General features: G+C 64.4%; 18 protein-coding genes. 5 read left to right on the top strand and 13 right to left on the bottom strand.

The features are described 5' to 3' along the window. Positions 1-57: 57 nt before the first annotated feature. The 9 genes from DNK34_RS04820 to DNK34_RS04780 are packed head-to-tail and all read right to left on the bottom strand — an operon-like array spanning position 58 to position 7,604. Entirely contained in the window at positions 58-1,740 is a 1,683-nt protein-coding gene (locus DNK34_RS04820) for an HAL/PAL/TAL family ammonia-lyase (protein ID WP_131174384.1), read from the bottom strand. Beyond that, positions 1,721-2,656: an LpxL/LpxP family acyltransferase gene (locus tag DNK34_RS04815; protein WP_131174383.1), complete on the bottom strand. Its 936-nt coding sequence runs from the start codon at positions 2,654-2,656 to the stop codon at positions 1,721-1,723. The genes DNK34_RS04820 and DNK34_RS04815 overlap by 20 nt, the downstream gene beginning before the upstream one ends. After that, positions 2,656-3,405, bottom strand: coding sequence for a glycosyltransferase family 2 protein (locus DNK34_RS04810; protein ID WP_131174382.1), 750 nt, complete (start codon positions 3,403-3,405; stop codon positions 2,656-2,658). The genes DNK34_RS04815 and DNK34_RS04810 overlap by 1 nt, the downstream gene beginning before the upstream one ends. Then, a complete protein-coding gene (locus DNK34_RS04805) occupies positions 3,402-5,060 on the bottom strand; it encodes an acyl-CoA synthetase family protein (protein WP_131174381.1) in 1,659 nt (552 codons plus the stop codon). Before DNK34_RS04805 ends, DNK34_RS04810 begins: the two co-directional genes overlap by 4 nt. Continuing rightward, positions 5,057-5,602, bottom strand: a complete 546-nt coding sequence (locus tag DNK34_RS04800; protein WP_131174380.1) for a COG4648 family protein — start codon at positions 5,600-5,602, stop codon at positions 5,057-5,059. The genes DNK34_RS04805 and DNK34_RS04800 overlap by 4 nt, the downstream gene beginning before the upstream one ends. Continuing rightward, positions 5,599-5,856 (bottom strand): acyl carrier protein, encoded by a 258-nt coding sequence (locus tag DNK34_RS04795; protein ID WP_042552284.1) that lies wholly within the window; start codon positions 5,854-5,856, stop codon positions 5,599-5,601. Before DNK34_RS04795 ends, DNK34_RS04800 begins: the two co-directional genes overlap by 4 nt. Positions 5,857-5,867: 11 nt before the next feature. Beyond that, positions 5,868-6,128, bottom strand: coding sequence for a phosphopantetheine-binding protein (locus DNK34_RS04790; RefSeq protein WP_131174379.1), 261 nt, complete (start codon positions 6,126-6,128; stop codon positions 5,868-5,870). Beyond that, a complete protein-coding gene (locus DNK34_RS04785; RefSeq protein ID WP_131174378.1) occupies positions 6,109-6,918 on the bottom strand; it encodes a lysophospholipid acyltransferase family protein in 810 nt (269 codons plus the stop codon). The genes DNK34_RS04790 and DNK34_RS04785 overlap by 20 nt, the downstream gene beginning before the upstream one ends. Then, positions 6,891-7,604, bottom strand: a complete 714-nt coding sequence (locus DNK34_RS04780) for a beta-ketoacyl synthase chain length factor (protein ID WP_131174377.1) — start codon at positions 7,602-7,604, stop codon at positions 6,891-6,893. The genes DNK34_RS04785 and DNK34_RS04780 overlap by 28 nt, the downstream gene beginning before the upstream one ends. A gap of 235 nt (positions 7,605-7,839) precedes the next feature. On the opposite strand from DNK34_RS04780, the gene DNK34_RS04775 reads away from it, so the two are divergent. Continuing rightward, a complete protein-coding gene (locus tag DNK34_RS04775) occupies positions 7,840-8,610 on the top strand; it encodes a ParA family protein (RefSeq protein WP_131174376.1) in 771 nt (256 codons plus the stop codon). A gap of 99 nt (positions 8,611-8,709) precedes the next feature. Here DNK34_RS04775 and DNK34_RS04770 read toward each other — a convergent pair whose 3' ends face one another. From DNK34_RS04770 to DNK34_RS04760, 3 genes are all read right to left on the bottom strand, one after another. Continuing rightward, entirely contained in the window at positions 8,710-9,507 is a 798-nt protein-coding gene (locus tag DNK34_RS04770; RefSeq protein WP_131174375.1) for a universal stress protein, read from the bottom strand. A 149-nt stretch (positions 9,508-9,656) separates the two neighbouring features. Continuing rightward, positions 9,657-10,091 (bottom strand): thioredoxin TrxC, encoded by a 435-nt coding sequence (gene trxC / locus DNK34_RS04765; protein ID WP_131174374.1) that lies wholly within the window; start codon positions 10,089-10,091, stop codon positions 9,657-9,659. A 73-nt stretch (positions 10,092-10,164) separates the two neighbouring features. After that, entirely contained in the window at positions 10,165-11,142 is a 978-nt protein-coding gene (locus DNK34_RS04760) for a sulfite exporter TauE/SafE family protein (protein WP_131174373.1), read from the bottom strand. A gap of 235 nt (positions 11,143-11,377) precedes the next feature. Between DNK34_RS04760 and DNK34_RS04755 the strand changes: the two genes are divergently transcribed. After that, positions 11,378-12,841: an alpha/beta hydrolase gene (locus DNK34_RS04755; RefSeq protein WP_131174372.1), complete on the top strand. Its 1,464-nt coding sequence runs from the start codon at positions 11,378-11,380 to the stop codon at positions 12,839-12,841. 188 nt (positions 12,842-13,029) lie between these two features. Continuing rightward, on the top strand, positions 13,030-14,115 hold the full coding sequence (locus DNK34_RS04750) for a hypothetical protein (protein WP_131174371.1): 1,086 nt from the start codon (positions 13,030-13,032) through the stop codon (positions 14,113-14,115). A gap of 165 nt (positions 14,116-14,280) precedes the next feature. Here the strand turns inward: DNK34_RS04750 and DNK34_RS04745 are convergent, their stop codons facing one another. Next, the gene (locus DNK34_RS04745) at positions 14,281-14,523 is read right to left on the bottom strand and encodes a transposase (RefSeq protein ID WP_131174370.1); all 243 of its coding nucleotides are present in this window, start codon (positions 14,521-14,523) and stop codon (positions 14,281-14,283) included. A 232-nt stretch (positions 14,524-14,755) separates the two neighbouring features. On the opposite strand from DNK34_RS04745, the gene DNK34_RS04740 reads away from it, so the two are divergent. After that, a complete protein-coding gene (locus DNK34_RS04740; protein WP_131174369.1) occupies positions 14,756-15,001 on the top strand; it encodes a type II toxin-antitoxin system CcdA family antitoxin in 246 nt (81 codons plus the stop codon). Next, the gene (locus DNK34_RS04735) at positions 15,001-15,318 is read left to right on the top strand and encodes a CcdB family protein (protein WP_131174368.1); all 318 of its coding nucleotides are present in this window, start codon (positions 15,001-15,003) and stop codon (positions 15,316-15,318) included. Before DNK34_RS04740 ends, DNK34_RS04735 begins: the two co-directional genes overlap by 1 nt. The last annotated feature ends 2 nt before the right edge of the window (positions 15,319-15,320 follow it).

The raw sequence follows: 15,320 nt of genomic DNA, 5'->3' as shown, positions 1-15,320 counted from the left end.
AACAGCGAAGCGGATTTCAACGCCATTATCGCCAGCATGGCTCCTGCGAAGCATGGGTTACGCATAGAGGCTCCAGTGCCGGGCACGGATACGTTGCAGGCACAGGCGCAGTTCGCCTTCCAGGGCGCGATCTTCGATCAGCGGCGGGAAGTCTTCGGCGAGTTGCCCGTGCATGTCCGCCAGGGCTGCCGGCAGGACGGTCGATTCGGCGCGCTGGCGCAGCCACACGCCCTGGTTGGCGGCGAGCAACGTGGCCGCGGCGACCTGCTCGGCCAGTTCCAGGCTGCGCAGGGCATCGCGGGCGGCGATGGTGCCCATGCTCACCTTGTCCTGGTTGTGGCATTCGGTGGAGCGCGAGAACACACTGGCCGGCAGGGTGTTCTTCAGAGCTTCGGCGGTCCAGGCGCTGGCGCCGATCTGCACGGCCTTGAAGCCGTGGTTGATCATCGCCGTTTCGGCCGGGGCGCCGGACAGGTTGCTCGGCAGGCCGTGGTTGTAGCGGGTGTCGACCAGCAGGGCGAGTTGGCGGTCGAGCAGGTCGGCGAGGTTGCCGATCAGGTTCTTCAGGCTGTCCATGGCGAAGGCGATATGCCCGCCGTAGAAGTGCCCGCCATGCAGCACGCGCTCCTCATCGGGGTCGATCAGCGGGTTGTCGTTGGCGCTGTTCAGCTCGATTTCGATGAACTGGCGCAGCAGCCCCAGGCTGTCGGCCAGCACGCCAAGCACGTGGGGGGCGCAGCGGATGGAGTAGCGATCCTGCAGGCGATGCAAACCAAGGCCTCTGGAAGCTACTGCGCTAGGTGCGGCTGCGTTGAGAGCCGGCTCGGCCTGCTCATTTACCGCTTGTAAACTCCGCGGCCTCGCCGTCTCTCGCCTTGCCGCCCCGTCGCTCGATACGCTTCCAGCGGCCTTGGGGGCGGTCGGCGCGTCGATGGCCAGATCCTGGCGAATCCAGGCGGCGACCTGATTCTGGCCCGGATGCGGTTTGGCGGCGAACAGGCGCTCGTCGAAGTGTTCGGGATTGCCCTGCAGGGCGATCACATTGAGCGCGGTAATGCGCGTCGCCAGCTTGAGCAGGTAATCGGCGCGGGCATAAGCCTGGCAGGCCAGGGCGGTCATTACCGCAGTGCCGTTCATCAGTGCCAGGGCTTCCTTGGGGCGTAGCACCAGCGGCGTCCAGCCCAGTTCGGCGTGCACCTCGGCGGCACTGCGCCGCTCGCCGCGGTACAGTACCTCGCGCTCGCCGCACAGGGTCGCGGCAATGTAGGACAGTGGCGTCAGGTCGCCGCTGGCGCCTACCGAACCTTCTTCCGGGATCAGCGGCAGCACATCCTGTTCGATGAATGCCTGCAGGCGCTCCAGCAGTTCCAGGCGAACCCCGGACATGCCCTGGCACAGCGACTGCAAACGGGCAGCCAGCACCGCGCGGGTGGCCGGCTCGTCGAGCAGCTTGCCCAGGCCGCAGCCGTGGAAGGTGTACAGGTGACGGGGCAGCGCCTCGACCTGGTGCAGCGGCACTGCCACTACGCAGGAGTCGCCGTAGCCGGTGGTGATGCCGTAGATCATGCCTTCACGATCCAGCAGGCTGTCGACGAAGCGTGCGCCGCGGCTGATGCGCTCACGCCATTCGGCACTCGTGTCCAGGGCGCCACGCGCCGTGCGCTGGGCCAGGCCGACGATCTGTTCAAGACGCAGCGGCTGAGCGCCGAAGGTCACCGTTTCAGGCTGATGGGTTGTCATGTTCGTTCCAGAACGGATAGAAGTTGAACCACTGCTGCGGGGCTTGCAGGCAGCGTTGGGCCAGGTGATCGGCGTAGCGTTGCGCCCAGCCCTGGATCACCGCATCGCGCTCGCTGCGTTTCCACTGCACGGAGTCGGTAAAGGGTTGCAGCATGATCTGGTAGCGGCCATCGATCTTCAGGCAGTCGATCAGGTTGACCGGGCACTGCAACAGCCCGGCGAGCAGCCAGGGGCCTTGGGGCAGGGGCGCCGACTGGCCGAGAAACTCCACGTCGACGGTGCGCTCGCCGTGCAGCGGCACGCGATCGCCGGCGATCGCCAGCCATTCGCCGCGCTCCAGGTGATCGGCCAGACGCATCATCACCGCCGGATCCAATTCGCTGACCTGAATCAGCCGCAGGTTGTCGGCACCGCTTTCCCTGAGCAGGCGATTGAACTGTTCGGCATGCCGGGTATGAACGAGCACGTTCATGCGTACCTGGGCGCCCAGCTCGGCCAGAGCGCGGCACACTTCGAGATTGCCCAGGTGGGCGCCGACCAGCAGTTGCCCACGGCTGCAGTTCATCTGGCCGTGCAGGCCGTGGGGGTCGATCAGCTCGATGTCGGCGAAGTGCAGGCGGCCGCTCCACACGTCCAGCTTGTCCAGCAGGCTGTCGGCGAAGGCCATGAACTGGGCGAACACCGAGCGGTGAGTCGGGCGCAATGCCGGGCGGGCGCTCCAGCTCGCCAGGTTGTTCTGGTACTGGCGAACGCTGCGCCGGGCCTTGGCGCCGAACAGGAAGAAATAGCCGACGATCAGGTACAGCAACGGGCTCAGGGCACGGCGCCCCAGATGGCGCGAGGCCAGGGCGGTGAATTTCATCAGGGCGAAACTGCCGCGCTCGCGTTGCTCGGCCCAGTGCTTGCTCCGATCCATCAGCGCCACCGCCGATAGAGCAGCCAGGGCGCGCGGCAGAGCATGCCGAAGAACAGCCGCGCATGCATTTTCGAGATCAGCGCATTGTCCTGCCACAGGCGAAAATGCGAGACGCCATCCTCGGGGTAATGCACGCGGGTCGGTAGCCAGCGCATGGGCTGCTCGCGCCAGGACAGGCGCACGAGGATTTCCGAGTCGAAATCCATGCGCGTGCCCAGCTTCGCCGAGTCGATCAGCGCCACGCTGGCGGCCAGCGGGTAGACCCGGAAGCCGCACATGGAGTCGCGGATCTGCAGCGACAGGCTGTTGATCCACACCCAGGCGTGAGTCAGGTAGCGCGCATACAGGCGGCCCTTGGGCACGCTGGCGTCGTACTGCGGGTAGCCGCAGACGATCGCCTCGGGATGATCGCGGGACTCGTCGAGGAAGGCCTGAACCGCCTGCAGATCGTGCTGGCCATCGGCATCCACCTGCAGCGCATGACTGAAGCCCAGGCGCTGCGCCTCGCGCAGGCCGGCCATTACCGCACCACCCTTGCCCTGATTGTGGGGCAGGCGCAGCAAATAGGTATCGGCCTCGCTGGCGAGCCTGTCGATCACCGCCGCGCAGCCCGGGCTGGAGGCATCGTCGACCAGCACGCAAGGCAGGCCGGCATCGAGCAAGGCGGCGACCACTGCGGGCAGTGCGTGCTCATGGTTGTACACCGGGATCAGTGCGCAGGGGCGATGAACGGCTGCAATCGCAGTCATGGCGCGGCCTTGAGCAGGATGCGCCCGGAGGAGCAGTTGGCCTCGCCGTTGCGGAAGGTGAAATACAACTTGTTGCGCTCGCGGTCGAAACGCAGGGTCAGTTGCAGGCGGTCGCCGGGGCGTACCAATTGCTGGAACTTGAGCACTTCCATGCCGCCGAACAGCGGCGGCAGGTCGCTGATCAGCGCGCGCCCCAGGTGCTGGGCCCAATCGATCTGCACCACGCCAGGCAGCACCGGGGTGCCCGGGAAGTGGCCGCTGAAGTGGGCCAGATCCAGCGGTACGTCCAGCTCCAGATGCCATTCGCCGTCTTCTTCCCGTGTGCTGCTGGGCTCGATACGCGTGGGCCGGTCGGCAGCCAGCAGCTCGTTGACCTGGACCTGGCCCAGCTTGCCCTGGCTGCTATAGGGCAACTGGGACAGCAGGCGCCAGCGGCGCGGCAGGGCGATGGTTTCGCAATGAGCGGCGAGATGCTGGCGCAGGCCTTCGGTGAGGTGGCGACGGCCCTGGTTGCGCAACACGTGCAGGCCTTCGGGGGACAGTGCCACCAGCGCACCGAGAAAGGCGCGGCCCTGCTGCAGCACGCCAAGACGCGCCTCGCTGACCCAGCCGTGCAGGGTCAGGGCCTGTTCCAGCAGGGGCAGGGAGATACGTTTTTCTTCCAGCTTGACGATGCGATCCAGGCGCGCGCCGAGGATGAAGCGACCATCGGCCTCGATCTGCACGGCGTCGGCCATCTGTTCCCAGTGGCCAGCAGGCAGATAGGGCGAGCTCAGGCGCAACGCGCCCTCGTCGTTCAGCTCGAGCTGCACGTCAGCGAACGGCTGCCAGTGCTCGCCGCCCTGGCGCCAGGCGATGCCGCCGGTTTCCGAGCTGCCGTAGATTTCCGTCGGCCACTGATCCAGGCGCTGTTGCAGCGAAGCAGCGGCCTCGGCCGGCAGGGCTCCGCCGGAGGAAAACACCTGACGCACGCGGCTCAGCGCCGACCAGTCGAGGTTGTCGCCCATGCGCTTGAGCAGCGCCGGGCTGGTGACCCAGGCAAACGCCGGGTGGGGCAGGCTGGCCAGTTGCAGGTCTTCGGGGAAGGGCAACGTCTTGGGCAGGAAGGCGCGCCCCGCGCACAGCGGCCAGAGCACGCGGAACAGCAGCCCGTAGATGTGCTGGGCGGCCACACTGCCGATGATCAGTGCATCGCCGAGCCTTTCACCCCAAAGATTTTCCAGCGCCTGCACTTCGTTGGTCAGCTGCCCGAGGCTCTTGTCGATAAGCTTGGGCTCGCCACTGGAGCCGGATGTGCACAGGGTCAGGCGACAATGTTCCAGATCCAGCGCACGAGCGGGCAGTGGCGCTGCCGTCATCGAATCATCGAGCCGCTCCAGCCACAGATCGACCTGGGCGCCCAGGCGCTGACGGGTCTGCGGCTGCGCATCGGCCGGCAGCAGCACATGGATATCGGCCTGCCAGGCAGCGAGCAGGGCGATGGCCAGCTCGGCGGCATCCTCCAGGTGCAGGGCAACGCGCTGCACGCCCGCAGCCTGCCAGTGGCCGGCCAGGTTCAAGGCGCGCTGGCACAGTTGCGCGTGGTTCAGTTGCGGCGTTATCTGACGGCTGGCATCCGCCTCCAGCAGCAGGTTCTCGAGGCTCAGCCAGTTCATGCGAATCTCCTTACACGTTGACGTACCAGCCATTCGCCGGCGAATAGCAGGCCCATCAGGCAGTAGGAAATCAGCCCGGTGTAGAGCGCCCACCAGGACAGCGGTGCCCACAGATTCAGCGCGACCACCACCAGACCGTTGGCGAGCAGAAACAGTGCCCACACCTCGGTTACTCGGCGGGTGTAGCGCACGGCCACTTCAGGTAGCTCGGGCTCGCGCAGGCGTGCCAGGCGCTCGGCCATCGGCATGCCGATCTTCAGGCTGCTGGCGAACAGCGCCAGCAACAGCGCGCTGACCAGCACCGGGTACCAGCGCAGCAACGCCGGCTCGTCAGCCAGGGCAAGCAGCAGGCAGAAGACCAGAACCACGCCGGTCATCCTGCGGCTATTGCTGTCGCGCGGGTTGGCGAGCAGGCGGGCCAGCCACAAGCCACCGAGCAGCCCGGCGAACAACCCGGGTGAAAGGTGGCCCGCGCCGAAATATACGGCGAACGGATACGCCACGCTGACCAGGGCTACCAGCAGGCCGAGCAAACGGCTCATGCGGGTTCCGCATTGACCAACTGATACACCGCTTCGACCACGTCGCCGACGGTACGCACCGACTTGAAGGCTTCGGCGGCGATCTTCTTGCCGGTCTGGCGCTTGATGTGGTCGATCAGGTCGACGGCGTCGATGCTGTCGATTTCCAGATCCTCGTAGAGGTTGGCGTCCAGGCTGATCCGCTCGGGGCTCAGCTCGAACAATTCCACCAGGGCGTCGCGCAAGGTGGCGAAGATTTCGTCACGGGTCTGCATGGTGGTCGTCCTCAGGCTGCCTGGCGGCTGGCAACGAAGGCTGCCAGGCTGGCCACGTTGGCGAAATGGGTGCGGGTGTCCTTGGCTTCGGCGTCGATCTTGATGCCGAAACGTTTCTGGATCGCCAGGCCCAGTTCCAGGGCATCGACCGAATCCAGGCCGAGGCCCTCGCCGAACAGGGTGAGGTCGTCGCCAATGTCCTGGGGGGTGATGTCTTCGAGTCCCAGGGAATCGATGATCAGGTTCTTGATCTCAAGTCGTAGAGCGCTCATCTCTTGCGAGCTCCTGTATGAAATGCTGATGCAGATGATCGTTGAGTTTGCGCGATGCCACCGGTGCCGCGCCCATGGCGGCGAACTGCGCCGGGTCGATGTCCTGGCCCACGCGCAGACGGAAGTGGAAGCGCCGTGCCGGAATCCGGTACCAGGGTTCAGCCTTGGTCAGCGTGGTGGGGGTGACACTGATGACCACCGGCGTTATCACCCGGGCACCGCGCAGGGCGATGGCGGCGGCGCCCCGGTGGAATTCCGGCGCGCGGCCTGGCGTGGTGCGCGTGCCTTCCGGAAAAATGATCAGGGTCTGGCCCTGCTGCAGGGCGCCAGCCGCTTCGTCGAGCATGTCCATGCTGCCGCTGTTGCTGATGTAGCCCGCAGCGTGGATCGGTCCGCGCATGCAAGGGTTGTTCCACAGGCTCTGTTTCACCACGCAATTGGCGTTGCGGGTGAAGGCGATCATCACCACCACATCGATCAACGACGGGTGGTTGGCGATGATCATCTGTCCGGGGCGGCCCAGGCGCTCGGCACCCTCGACTTCATAGGTGAGCACGCCGCTGTGCTGCATGAACTTGACGAAGGCGCGGAAATTCCAGCTCACCACTTGCCGGGCGCGGCGCTGGTGGGCCGCGGCGTCGCCCGGCAGCAGCGACAACACGGGAAACACCAGTACCCGCAGCAGCAGGCCGCCGATACCGAACAGGGTAAAGCTCGCCGCTGTCGCGATCAGCCGCCACCAGTAGGGCGCGCTGTAGCGCTTCACGAGGCGTTGTGTGACCAGGTCCATTGGCGTTCCTTCCAGGTGTGTTCGAGGGAGGTGCATCCGTTGCAGAGGCCTTGCACCAGGCTCAACGGATGCGGCCACGGTGTGCGCGGGCCCGTGCCCGTGCGTAGCTGCAAATCCCAGTCGTCGCCAGGCACCAGCAGCAGGGCCAGCGCGTAGGGGAACGGAACGTCGTCGATGAACGGCGCATAAAGCGCCGGCTGCGCCTCCTCGCCGATCACCAGCAGCACGGCCGGTGCGCCGTCGGCAAGCAGCGTGGCCGCTTCCAGCATGGCCGTCTCCAGGCCATCACCTTCGCCGGCCAGGGCGGTCATCTCGCTGGTGTCGCCACGCAGGATCGACCATTGGCCGATGGTCGCGTTATGCACGGAAAGACTGAACTGTGTCGGCGACAGCGGTTCTTCTCTAGCGAGGTCTTGCAGAATGGCCAGGGTTCGCGGGGTTTCGCCATGCCGCGAGACGAACACCAGGGGCAACGCCGCATGACCTTCGGCAAGCGGCCAGGCGACCTGGAAAACCATGCGCGCCAGGCGACTCAGGCGACGGCGTTGCAGGGCCGGGAGAAAGCTGACATCGGGTTGTTCGCCAGAATCGTGCAGGCGTTCGGGTGCCTTGCTCCAGGCGAGCCAGTCATCCGTGCTGTCCAGGCCGGGAGCCCAGGCACGCCATTGATCGATCCTGAAATGCATGTCTAGATGAAACTCCGCTTGGCCCGCCGGGCATTTCCTTGTCTATGCGACTGTCCTGTGCGACAAGGGCCTTGTCGATGGGAAGCGATACTGCGCGGGCATTATCCGGGGTAAGACTTTACCTCGCAAACATTAAGTGGTGATTTTCTGCTGGATGACGCGTTTTCGCCGGTTTTCTCGTCATTGTCATCAGGCTAGGCCTAGAATCACTGGACTTCAGTGAGGGAGGTTCCCGATGCGGCGTGTGGTTTTCAATCAGAAAGGTGGTGTGGGCAAGTCCAGTATCGCCTGCAATCTGGCGGCGGTGAGTGCCTCGCAGGGTTACCGTACGCTGCTGGTCGATCTGGATGCTCAGGCCAACTCCACCCATTACCTGACCGGGCTGACCGGCGATGAGATCCCCATGGGCATCGCCGACTTCTTCAAGCAGACGCTGTCCAGCGGGCCGTTCGCCAAGAAGGGCAAGGTGGATATCTACGAAACGCCGTTCGACAACCTGCATGTGATCACCGCGACTGCCGAACTGGCCGATCTGCAGCCCAAGCTGGAGCAGAAACACAAGATCAACAAGCTGCGCAAGTTGCTCGAGGAACTCTCCGAGGACTACGACCAGATCTACCTGGACACCCCGCCAGCGTTGAATTTCTATACCGTTTCAGCACTGATCGCCGCTGATCGTGTGCTGATTCCCTTCGACTGCGACAGCTTCTCGCGCAATGCGCTGTACGGCCTGCTGCAGGAGATCGAGGAGCTCAAGGAGGATCACAACGAGGGCCTGGAGGTGGAAGGCATCGTGGTCAACCAGTTTCAGCCGCGGGCGTCGTTGCCGCAGCAATTGCTCGACGAGCTGGTGGCCGAAGGCTTGCCGGTACTGCCGGTGAACCTGATGAATTCGGTGAAGATGCGCGAGTCGCACCAGGCCTGTATGCCGCTGATCTACCTCGACCCGCGGCACAAGCTGACCCTGCAGTACGTCGAATTGCACGACCTGTTGCAGCAGGCTTGATGGCCCTGGGTATCGCTGCGCTCGACCGCAGGCTACAGGCGATGCTGCTGCTTGCTTGAGTAGCCCGGTGTTGAGCGCAGCGATACCCGGGTTGCGAGGCTAGCGAACCACGAACACGTCGCAGGGCGCCTTGTGCAGGAAATGCTGGGCCAGGCTGCCCAGCAATGCCTGGGAGAGCGCACCGCGACCGTGGCTGCCGAGGATCAGCACTTCACTGCGGCGGCTTCTCAACTGCTGTTGCAGGCAGCGCAGAATGCCGCCCTCATGGAGCGAGTGGCTGAGGCGCGGGCCGATCTCGGGCAGTTTCTGCGCTTCGTCGTGCAACAACTGATCGATCAGGGCCTGCTGGATCTGCAACTGGCTTCGCCTCTGCTCCGGGGTGCCCTTGTCCGCTTCGAAGACGTGCACGGCATGCAGCTCGGCCTCTTCGGGCAGCAGCCTGTAGCCCTGAGCCAGGGCGCTGCAGGCGCAGAGCGAGAAGTCGATGGCCGCCAGGGCACGCTCGTAGGGGTCGAACGCGTTGCGCGCGACCAGCAGCAGTGCCACCGGGCAATGGCGCGAGATACGGTCGAGGCTGGTGCCGGAAAAGAAGTCATGGCGCTGGTGGTGAGCGCCGAGCACCAGCAGGTCGCAGTCGAGCTCGCCCAGCAGTTGCAGCACCACTTCCGAAGGCTTGCCGCTGCGCAGGTGCAGGGCACTGTCGGGAGGCGCGTGCTGGCCGATGCTGCGATCCAGCACCTGCCTGGCGTGTTCATGTTGTTGCTCGCTCTGCGTCGGGTCGAGCACGTGCAGTACGCTGAGGCGGGCGCCGTGCTGTCGCGCCAGTTGCGCCGCTCGGCGCAAGGCCATCTCGGCAGTGTCGCGCAGATCGTGGGCGATCAGGATGTGCGTGAACATGGAACCTCTCTCTTGCCAGGCCTTGGGCGAGCGCCTCAGAACCCGATTATTGTGTTCCATGGATTAGCTGGTCTTTTCGCCCATGGCAAGGTCAGGCGTCAGACCGGGTCGCGTTAGACCGGGTCGCGGCAGGCGCCTGGAACGCTCGCTCAGATGCCATGGCCATTGAGCCAGGCACGCAATTGCGGCAGGGGCAGGGCACCGCTCTGCCGGGCCACCTCCTTGCCGTCACGAAACAGAATCAGGCTGGGAATCGAGCGAATACCCAACTGGGTGGATAGCTGTGGATTGGCTTCGCTGTCGAGCTTGCCCAGCCGGCAGAGGGTGCGCAGCTGCCCGGCGGCCTGCTCGAACACCGGCGCGAAGCTGCGACACGGCCCGCACCAGGCGGCCCAGACATCCACCAGCAAGGGCAGGTCGCCCTTGAGCTGCAGGGCGAAGTTGCCCTGGTTCAGCTCGAACGGCGTGCCGGGCAGTACTTCGGCCTTGCAGTGGCCGCAGCGCGGCGCCTCGCCCAGGCGTGCGGCGGGAATGCGGTTGAGGCTGCTGCAACTGGGGCAGGGAATGATTGGCGAATCGCTCATGACGGGCTCCGGAAAGTCGTGCAACTTTCCGGCAGCCTATGGGCTGCGGCCCGTCATCGCAAGGCGCGGGTTCTTACGTCAGGCTGGCGTAGATGTTGTAGGCACTGAGCAGGGTGATCAGGCAGCCGACGATGGTCAGCAGGGTACGCGCCGACAGGGTCTTGCACAGCAGCGCGGCCAGCGGTGCGGCGAACATGCCGCCGAAGACCAGGCCGGCGACCATCAGCCAGGTGTCCGGCTGACCGGCCAGCAGGATGAAGGAGGTCGCACTGGTGATGGTCAGGAAGAATTCGGCGAAGTTCACCGAGCCGATGGTGGTGCGCGGGTCGCTGCCCGAGCCGAGCAGGCTGCTGGTGACCACCGGACCCCAGCCACCGCCGCCGGCGGCGTCGACGAAACCACCGAACAAGGCCAGCTTGCCGACGTGTTTGGGCTCCTTCTTGACTAGCCGCACGTGGCGATAAGCCTTGCGCAGGATGTACAGGCCCATCAGCAACAGGTAGGCGGAGATGAAAGGCTTCATCACGTCGCCGTCAAAGGTGGTGATCAGCACCGCACCGAGAATTGCACCAATGATGCCCGGCAGCAGCAGGCGCAGAAAAAGCGCCTTGTTGACGTTACCCAGCTTGGCATGGGAAATCCCCGACAGGCCGGTGGTGAACACTTCGGCGATATGCACGCTGGCGCTTGCCGCAGCCGGCGAGGCGCCGGTACTGAGCAGGAAGGTCGTGGCGGTGATGCCATAGGCCATGCCCAGGGCGCCGTCGATGACCTGGGCGAAGAAGCCGACCGCCACGGCGCTCCAGAAGGCGCGACTGGTCAGGGCGTCTTCGATGATTTCCAGGCCGCTGCTTTCGTGGTTGCCGAAGAACAGGCGCCAGGCGAGGAACAGCAGCAGGCCGGCCAGGGTCAGGATGGCGAACCACATGGCCGCACGCAGCACGGGATGGTCATCGGGGTGGGAAACGAAATCTTCTACAGGGGGGAGGCCCAGTGCCTGGTGTTCGTCGTTGACCGGGCTCTGGCTGAGATCGAGGTTGCGGATTTTCATGCGGTGTGGGGGCCTGACAGCGGGTGGTAGAACAGGCTTTTTTGAAGCGGCGACGACGATAGACGGCTTTTCCTGGCGAGTCTAAGACCGTTTGCAAAGGTCTATATACCTATTCGGTTTAATCGATAAGCGCGTTTAAAACCTGTGAGCCTTTCCCGATGATCGGCTCGTACTGCGGATGACGGCCGCTCGAGGCGCTATCATCGCCCTCGATAAGGTCAGTGGAGCGTGAGGCATGCGGGCGGTAGTGAGTAAATGGATGCGCTTGAGCGCTCTGGTGGTCGCCGTGGTCGGCCTGACCTTTTTCGGCCTGCGTGTCTACGATTCCCTGGGCAAGCCCGATCTGGGGCCCTGGCACACCTTCGTGCCCCATGAACTGAGTGCCGCCGAACTGGACGCGGCCGCCTGGCAGGACTACCTGCTGGCCGAGCAGGCGCTGTTCGCCTCGCTGCCGGACAAGGTCTACCAGCGCCTGGACGATGCCGAGCGGGTGCCGGACAACCGCTATTTCGCCGACAGCCCGATCAACGCCTCGCGGTTCGACAAGGACTGGAACCGCTCCTACGTGCTCGAGCCCGAGGGCGCGGTGCGTGGCGCCGCGGTGATGCTGCACGGCCTCAGCGACTCGCCCTACAGCCTGCGGCATATCGCCAGGCATTATCGCGATGCCGGCTTCGTGGTGGTCGGGCTGCGCCTGCCCGGGCATGGCACCACGCCCGGAGGCCTGACCGACGTCACCTGGCAGGACTGGCTGGCCGCCACGCGCCTGGCCATTCGCGAGGCCAAGCGGCTGACCTCCAGCGAAGCCCAACTGCACCTGGTCGGTTACTCCGCCGGTGGCGGCCTGGCCCTCAAGTACGCCCTCGATGCCCTGGGCAACGACAGCCTGGCCCGCGTCGACCACCTGACGCTGATTTCGCCGATGATCGGTGTGGCCGGCTACGCCCGGTTCGCTGGGCTGGCCGGGTTGCCGGCAGTGTTCCCGGCGTTCGCCAAGGCCGCCTGGCTGGATGTGCTGCCGGAGTACAACCCGTTCAAGTACAACTCCTTCGCCCTCAATGCGGCGCGCCAGTCCTACCTGTTCACCAGCGCGCTGCAGGAGCAGATCGCCACGTTGAGCGAGCGTGGCGCCTTGCAGGAGTTGCCGCCGTTGCTGACCTTCCAGTCGCTGGTCGATTACACCGTGAGCACGCCGGCAGTCATCGACGCCCTGTACCAGCGTCTGCCGGCCAATGGCAGCGAACTGGTGCTGTTCGACCTCAACCGCTTCGTCGATTTCGGCCCGCTGCTGGGCGCCAATGCCCGCTCGCCCGCCGACCTGTTGCCGCCCGCGCCGCGGCGCTACCGCACGGTGGTGGTCGGCAACACCACGACGCAGAGTCTGGACGCCGCCGCCCGCATCACTGAAGCGGGCGCCCAGGAAGAGCAGCTTTTCCCGCTGAGGCTGGCGTTCCCGCGTGAGGTGTTCTCGCTGTCCCACGTCGCCCTGCCGTTTCCCCTGAGCGATTCGCTGTACGGCCTGCAGCCGGACGAAGCGGAAGACTTCGGCGTGCACCTGGGCGCGCTCTCGGTGCGGGGGGAGCGCGGCGTGCTGTTGGTCAGCATGGAGGCGCTGCAGCGGGTGACCTCCAATCCGTTCTATCCCTATCTGCTGGAGCGGCTGGGTGAGCATGTGGGGTTCGAGGCGGCCAGGCCGTAGCTCGACCAGTCATGCCATACCCGTGCTGCCGAAGGGCCGCATGAAGGCAGGGCGGTGCGATCGTCAGTCGGAAGCCGAATGAGGCAGCAGTAGCGAAACAGCATTAGTACACTTGACCTATCCAGCACGTGCCACACACTGCGTAGCATCGCACGCCAGTCCATCCGTACCGAGAAAGCTTCTACGCCATGAATCCTCACCTGACACCGGCAGGGATCGCGCTGATACTGCTGCCCCTGGTGGGCTGCGTCCCCCAGCAGAACACCCCCAACATGCTTGGCCTGAAGAGCGAAGCGCAGATCATCGCCGAGCGCCAGGCGCTGCAAAAGGCCACCGACGACTTGTTCGGCATGGCCCTGCAATCCGGCAAGGCCATCGTCGTCACCACCACCGTCAACCTCGACAGCATGACCTACGACCTGAACAGCAACGAAGGCATGAACGACTTCGCCAAGTTGCAAAAGGCCGGAGTCGAATGGGTCAACAGCCAGGCGCCGAACAACGTGCTGCGTGTCGGCAACACCAACAGGGCGCCTGACGTCGGCGTCACTGGCAGCCATTACCAGACGGTGTTCGGGCGCGTGCTGTATCAGGTCTATATCGTCGAGCCCGGGCACTACGAACTGAAGAACAGCTACTACGAATCGCCGCGCACGGTGACGCCGGACCTGACCGGCCGCGAGACGCCCAGCCCTTCCGCACTCGGCCACACCGTACTCAAAGAGAAACTCAACTCCGAATACGACCACGGCCAGGAATGGCGCGACGCCCAGTACGCCAACAAGACCTACGAGCAGAGCTACTGCACCACGGTGCGCGTGGTGAGCAACGAGTGCGTGAACTGGCAGACCAGCTCCTATGACGTGACGGAGCAGACCCGCGCCGCCGGCTGGGCCAATACTGTTTCCGAGCGCAAGGTCGAAGCCCTGGATGTGCACTCGGCGCTGGACAAGCCGTTCGCCTCCTTCGATATCGCCGCTGGCGAAGCCGTGCTGGTGGACGGCTTCTTTCCCGAGGTGCCGAACATCGACTTCCGCGACGAGCAGTGCGAACGCATCGCCAACGACCAGGTGCAATGCGAACTCGATGGCCTCTACCTGGTACGCCTGCCCACACGGTTGAAGGATTTCCGCAACGCCAGCGATCCGTCCAAGTACGGCTATCAGCAGATGAGCGCCGCCCTTTCCGGCCTGCAGACGCGCCCCGTAGCCCTGGCGGCCAAGCCGGCCAAGGGCCAGTCGCGCTGGGGCGAGATTTACATGATCGGGCGTTGATATCGTCTCAGCTCAGCCCATGAGGGAGCCAGAGAAGAGTACTGAGCACATCGTCTGCCGCCAGGCATAGAAACCGCTGCGTGAGACCCGCAGCGGCCGACACATCGACGCCTCGATGGCGCGGAACCTTACTTCGTAGGCGGCGGAAGAGGGCGATCATCTTTTTTAGAACATCGCGCTCCATGGTGACTTGGGCCAATTGCTGGCGGAGTCGACGCAACTCTGCGCTCTCGCCACGCTGCTTGCCGTTGCCCGGGAAGGCATCGTCACCTGACGTTTCCATTTGCCCAATAGGCTATCAGCGATGCCCAGCGTGTCGGCTACATGACGAAGCGCAGTACCGGCGAGCACCTGGTTTACCGCTTCGCGTTCGAAGGATTCGGGAAAACGTCGTCTGGTCTGGATCATGAACACTCCTTGTGGCGGACATTATCCACCTTAAGTCAGTGTCCACTCAGTCCGGGACGGACCAGGCAGGACTCAAGCGGCTAACGGCCGGATATACGAATGCAATCGCGCTGACGGCAGGGGGGAAGCGCTTCGCCCACTACCTGCGGGTGGCTGTGCGCTCATTGGGTGCGCCTTTACCGTCTATCAGTGTGCGCATAAGATATGCGCATGCATGCTCTGGAGAACACCCATGATTCCCGCTTACAACCCTCATGCCCCAAAGCGGGCTGCCAACCTCCGCGTTAATGGCGATTTGCTCGATAAAGCCAGGGATCTGGACATCAACCTCTCTGCGACACTGGAGCGGGCGCTGGCCGAGACCCTGAGGAAGAAACAACGCGAACAATGGCTGGCCGAGAACCGCAAAGCCATCGAAGCTTACAACCAGCACGTGGAATCCCACGGCGTGTTCAGCGACGATCTGCGGAGCTTCTGATGCCTCAGTTCGCCGTCCATAAGAACACCAATGCAGCCACCAAGGTCGCCGTACCCTTCCTGCTCGATGTTCAAAGTGACCTGATTGCCGAGCTCGGTACCCGGGTTGTCGTGCCTCTCTACAGGGTTGCCGCGATGAAAGGGAAAATGCTCGAAACGCTAACGCCAATATTTGAAATCGAGGACGACCAGTACGTGATGATGACACCGCAACTGGCCGGTATCGCCAAGAAGCAGTTAGGCCCCATAGTTGTCGACCTGTCCGTGCAACGCGACGACATCATTGCGGCTCTTGATTTGCTTATCACCGGCATCTGATG

It is taken from the genome of Phytopseudomonas dryadis (assembly GCF_004327355.1).
In the GTDB taxonomy this organism is placed as follows: Bacteria; Pseudomonadota; Gammaproteobacteria; order Pseudomonadales; family Pseudomonadaceae; genus Aquipseudomonas; species Aquipseudomonas dryadis.
Note: the sequence above shows the minus strand (reverse complement) of the source record. Positions and strands in the feature narration are given on the sequence as shown.

What these genes read in the sequence shown, in the direction of transcription:
- DNK34_RS04820 (WP_131174384.1), bottom strand. Translation starts at nt 1,740, where the DNA reads ATGACAACCCATCAGCCTGAAACGGTGACCTTCGGCGCTCAGCCGCTG.
- DNK34_RS04815 (WP_131174383.1), bottom strand. Translation starts at nt 2,656, where the DNA reads ATGGATCGGAGCAAGCACTGGGCCGAGCAACGCGAGCGCGGCAGTTTC.
- DNK34_RS04810 (WP_131174382.1), bottom strand. Translation starts at nt 3,405, where the DNA reads ATGACTGCGATTGCAGCCGTTCATCGCCCCTGCGCACTGATCCCGGTG.
- DNK34_RS04805 (WP_131174381.1), bottom strand. Translation starts at nt 5,060, where the DNA reads ATGAACTGGCTGAGCCTCGAGAACCTGCTGCTGGAGGCGGATGCCAGC.
- DNK34_RS04800 (WP_131174380.1), bottom strand. Translation starts at nt 5,602, where the DNA reads ATGAGCCGTTTGCTCGGCCTGCTGGTAGCCCTGGTCAGCGTGGCGTAT.
- DNK34_RS04795 (WP_042552284.1), bottom strand. Translation starts at nt 5,856, where the DNA reads ATGCAGACCCGTGACGAAATCTTCGCCACCTTGCGCGACGCCCTGGTG.
- DNK34_RS04790 (WP_131174379.1), bottom strand. Translation starts at nt 6,128, where the DNA reads ATGAGCGCTCTACGACTTGAGATCAAGAACCTGATCATCGATTCCCTG.
- DNK34_RS04785 (WP_131174378.1), bottom strand. Translation starts at nt 6,918, where the DNA reads ATGGACCTGGTCACACAACGCCTCGTGAAGCGCTACAGCGCGCCCTAC.
- DNK34_RS04780 (WP_131174377.1), bottom strand. Translation starts at nt 7,604, where the DNA reads ATGCATTTCAGGATCGATCAATGGCGTGCCTGGGCTCCCGGCCTGGAC.
- DNK34_RS04775 (WP_131174376.1), top strand. Translation starts at nt 7,840, where the DNA reads ATGCGGCGTGTGGTTTTCAATCAGAAAGGTGGTGTGGGCAAGTCCAGT.
- DNK34_RS04770 (WP_131174375.1), bottom strand. Translation starts at nt 9,507, where the DNA reads ATGTTCACGCACATCCTGATCGCCCACGATCTGCGCGACACTGCCGAG.
- trxC (WP_131174374.1), bottom strand. Translation starts at nt 10,091, where the DNA reads ATGAGCGATTCGCCAATCATTCCCTGCCCCAGTTGCAGCAGCCTCAAC.
- DNK34_RS04760 (WP_131174373.1), bottom strand. Translation starts at nt 11,142, where the DNA reads ATGAAAATCCGCAACCTCGATCTCAGCCAGAGCCCGGTCAACGACGAA.
- DNK34_RS04755 (WP_131174372.1), top strand. Translation starts at nt 11,378, where the DNA reads ATGCGGGCGGTAGTGAGTAAATGGATGCGCTTGAGCGCTCTGGTGGTC.
- DNK34_RS04750 (WP_131174371.1), top strand. Translation starts at nt 13,030, where the DNA reads ATGAATCCTCACCTGACACCGGCAGGGATCGCGCTGATACTGCTGCCC.
- DNK34_RS04745 (WP_131174370.1), bottom strand. Translation starts at nt 14,523, where the DNA reads ATGATCCAGACCAGACGACGTTTTCCCGAATCCTTCGAACGCGAAGCG.
- DNK34_RS04740 (WP_131174369.1), top strand. Translation starts at nt 14,756, where the DNA reads ATGATTCCCGCTTACAACCCTCATGCCCCAAAGCGGGCTGCCAACCTC.
- DNK34_RS04735 (WP_131174368.1), top strand. Translation starts at nt 15,001, where the DNA reads ATGCCTCAGTTCGCCGTCCATAAGAACACCAATGCAGCCACCAAGGTC.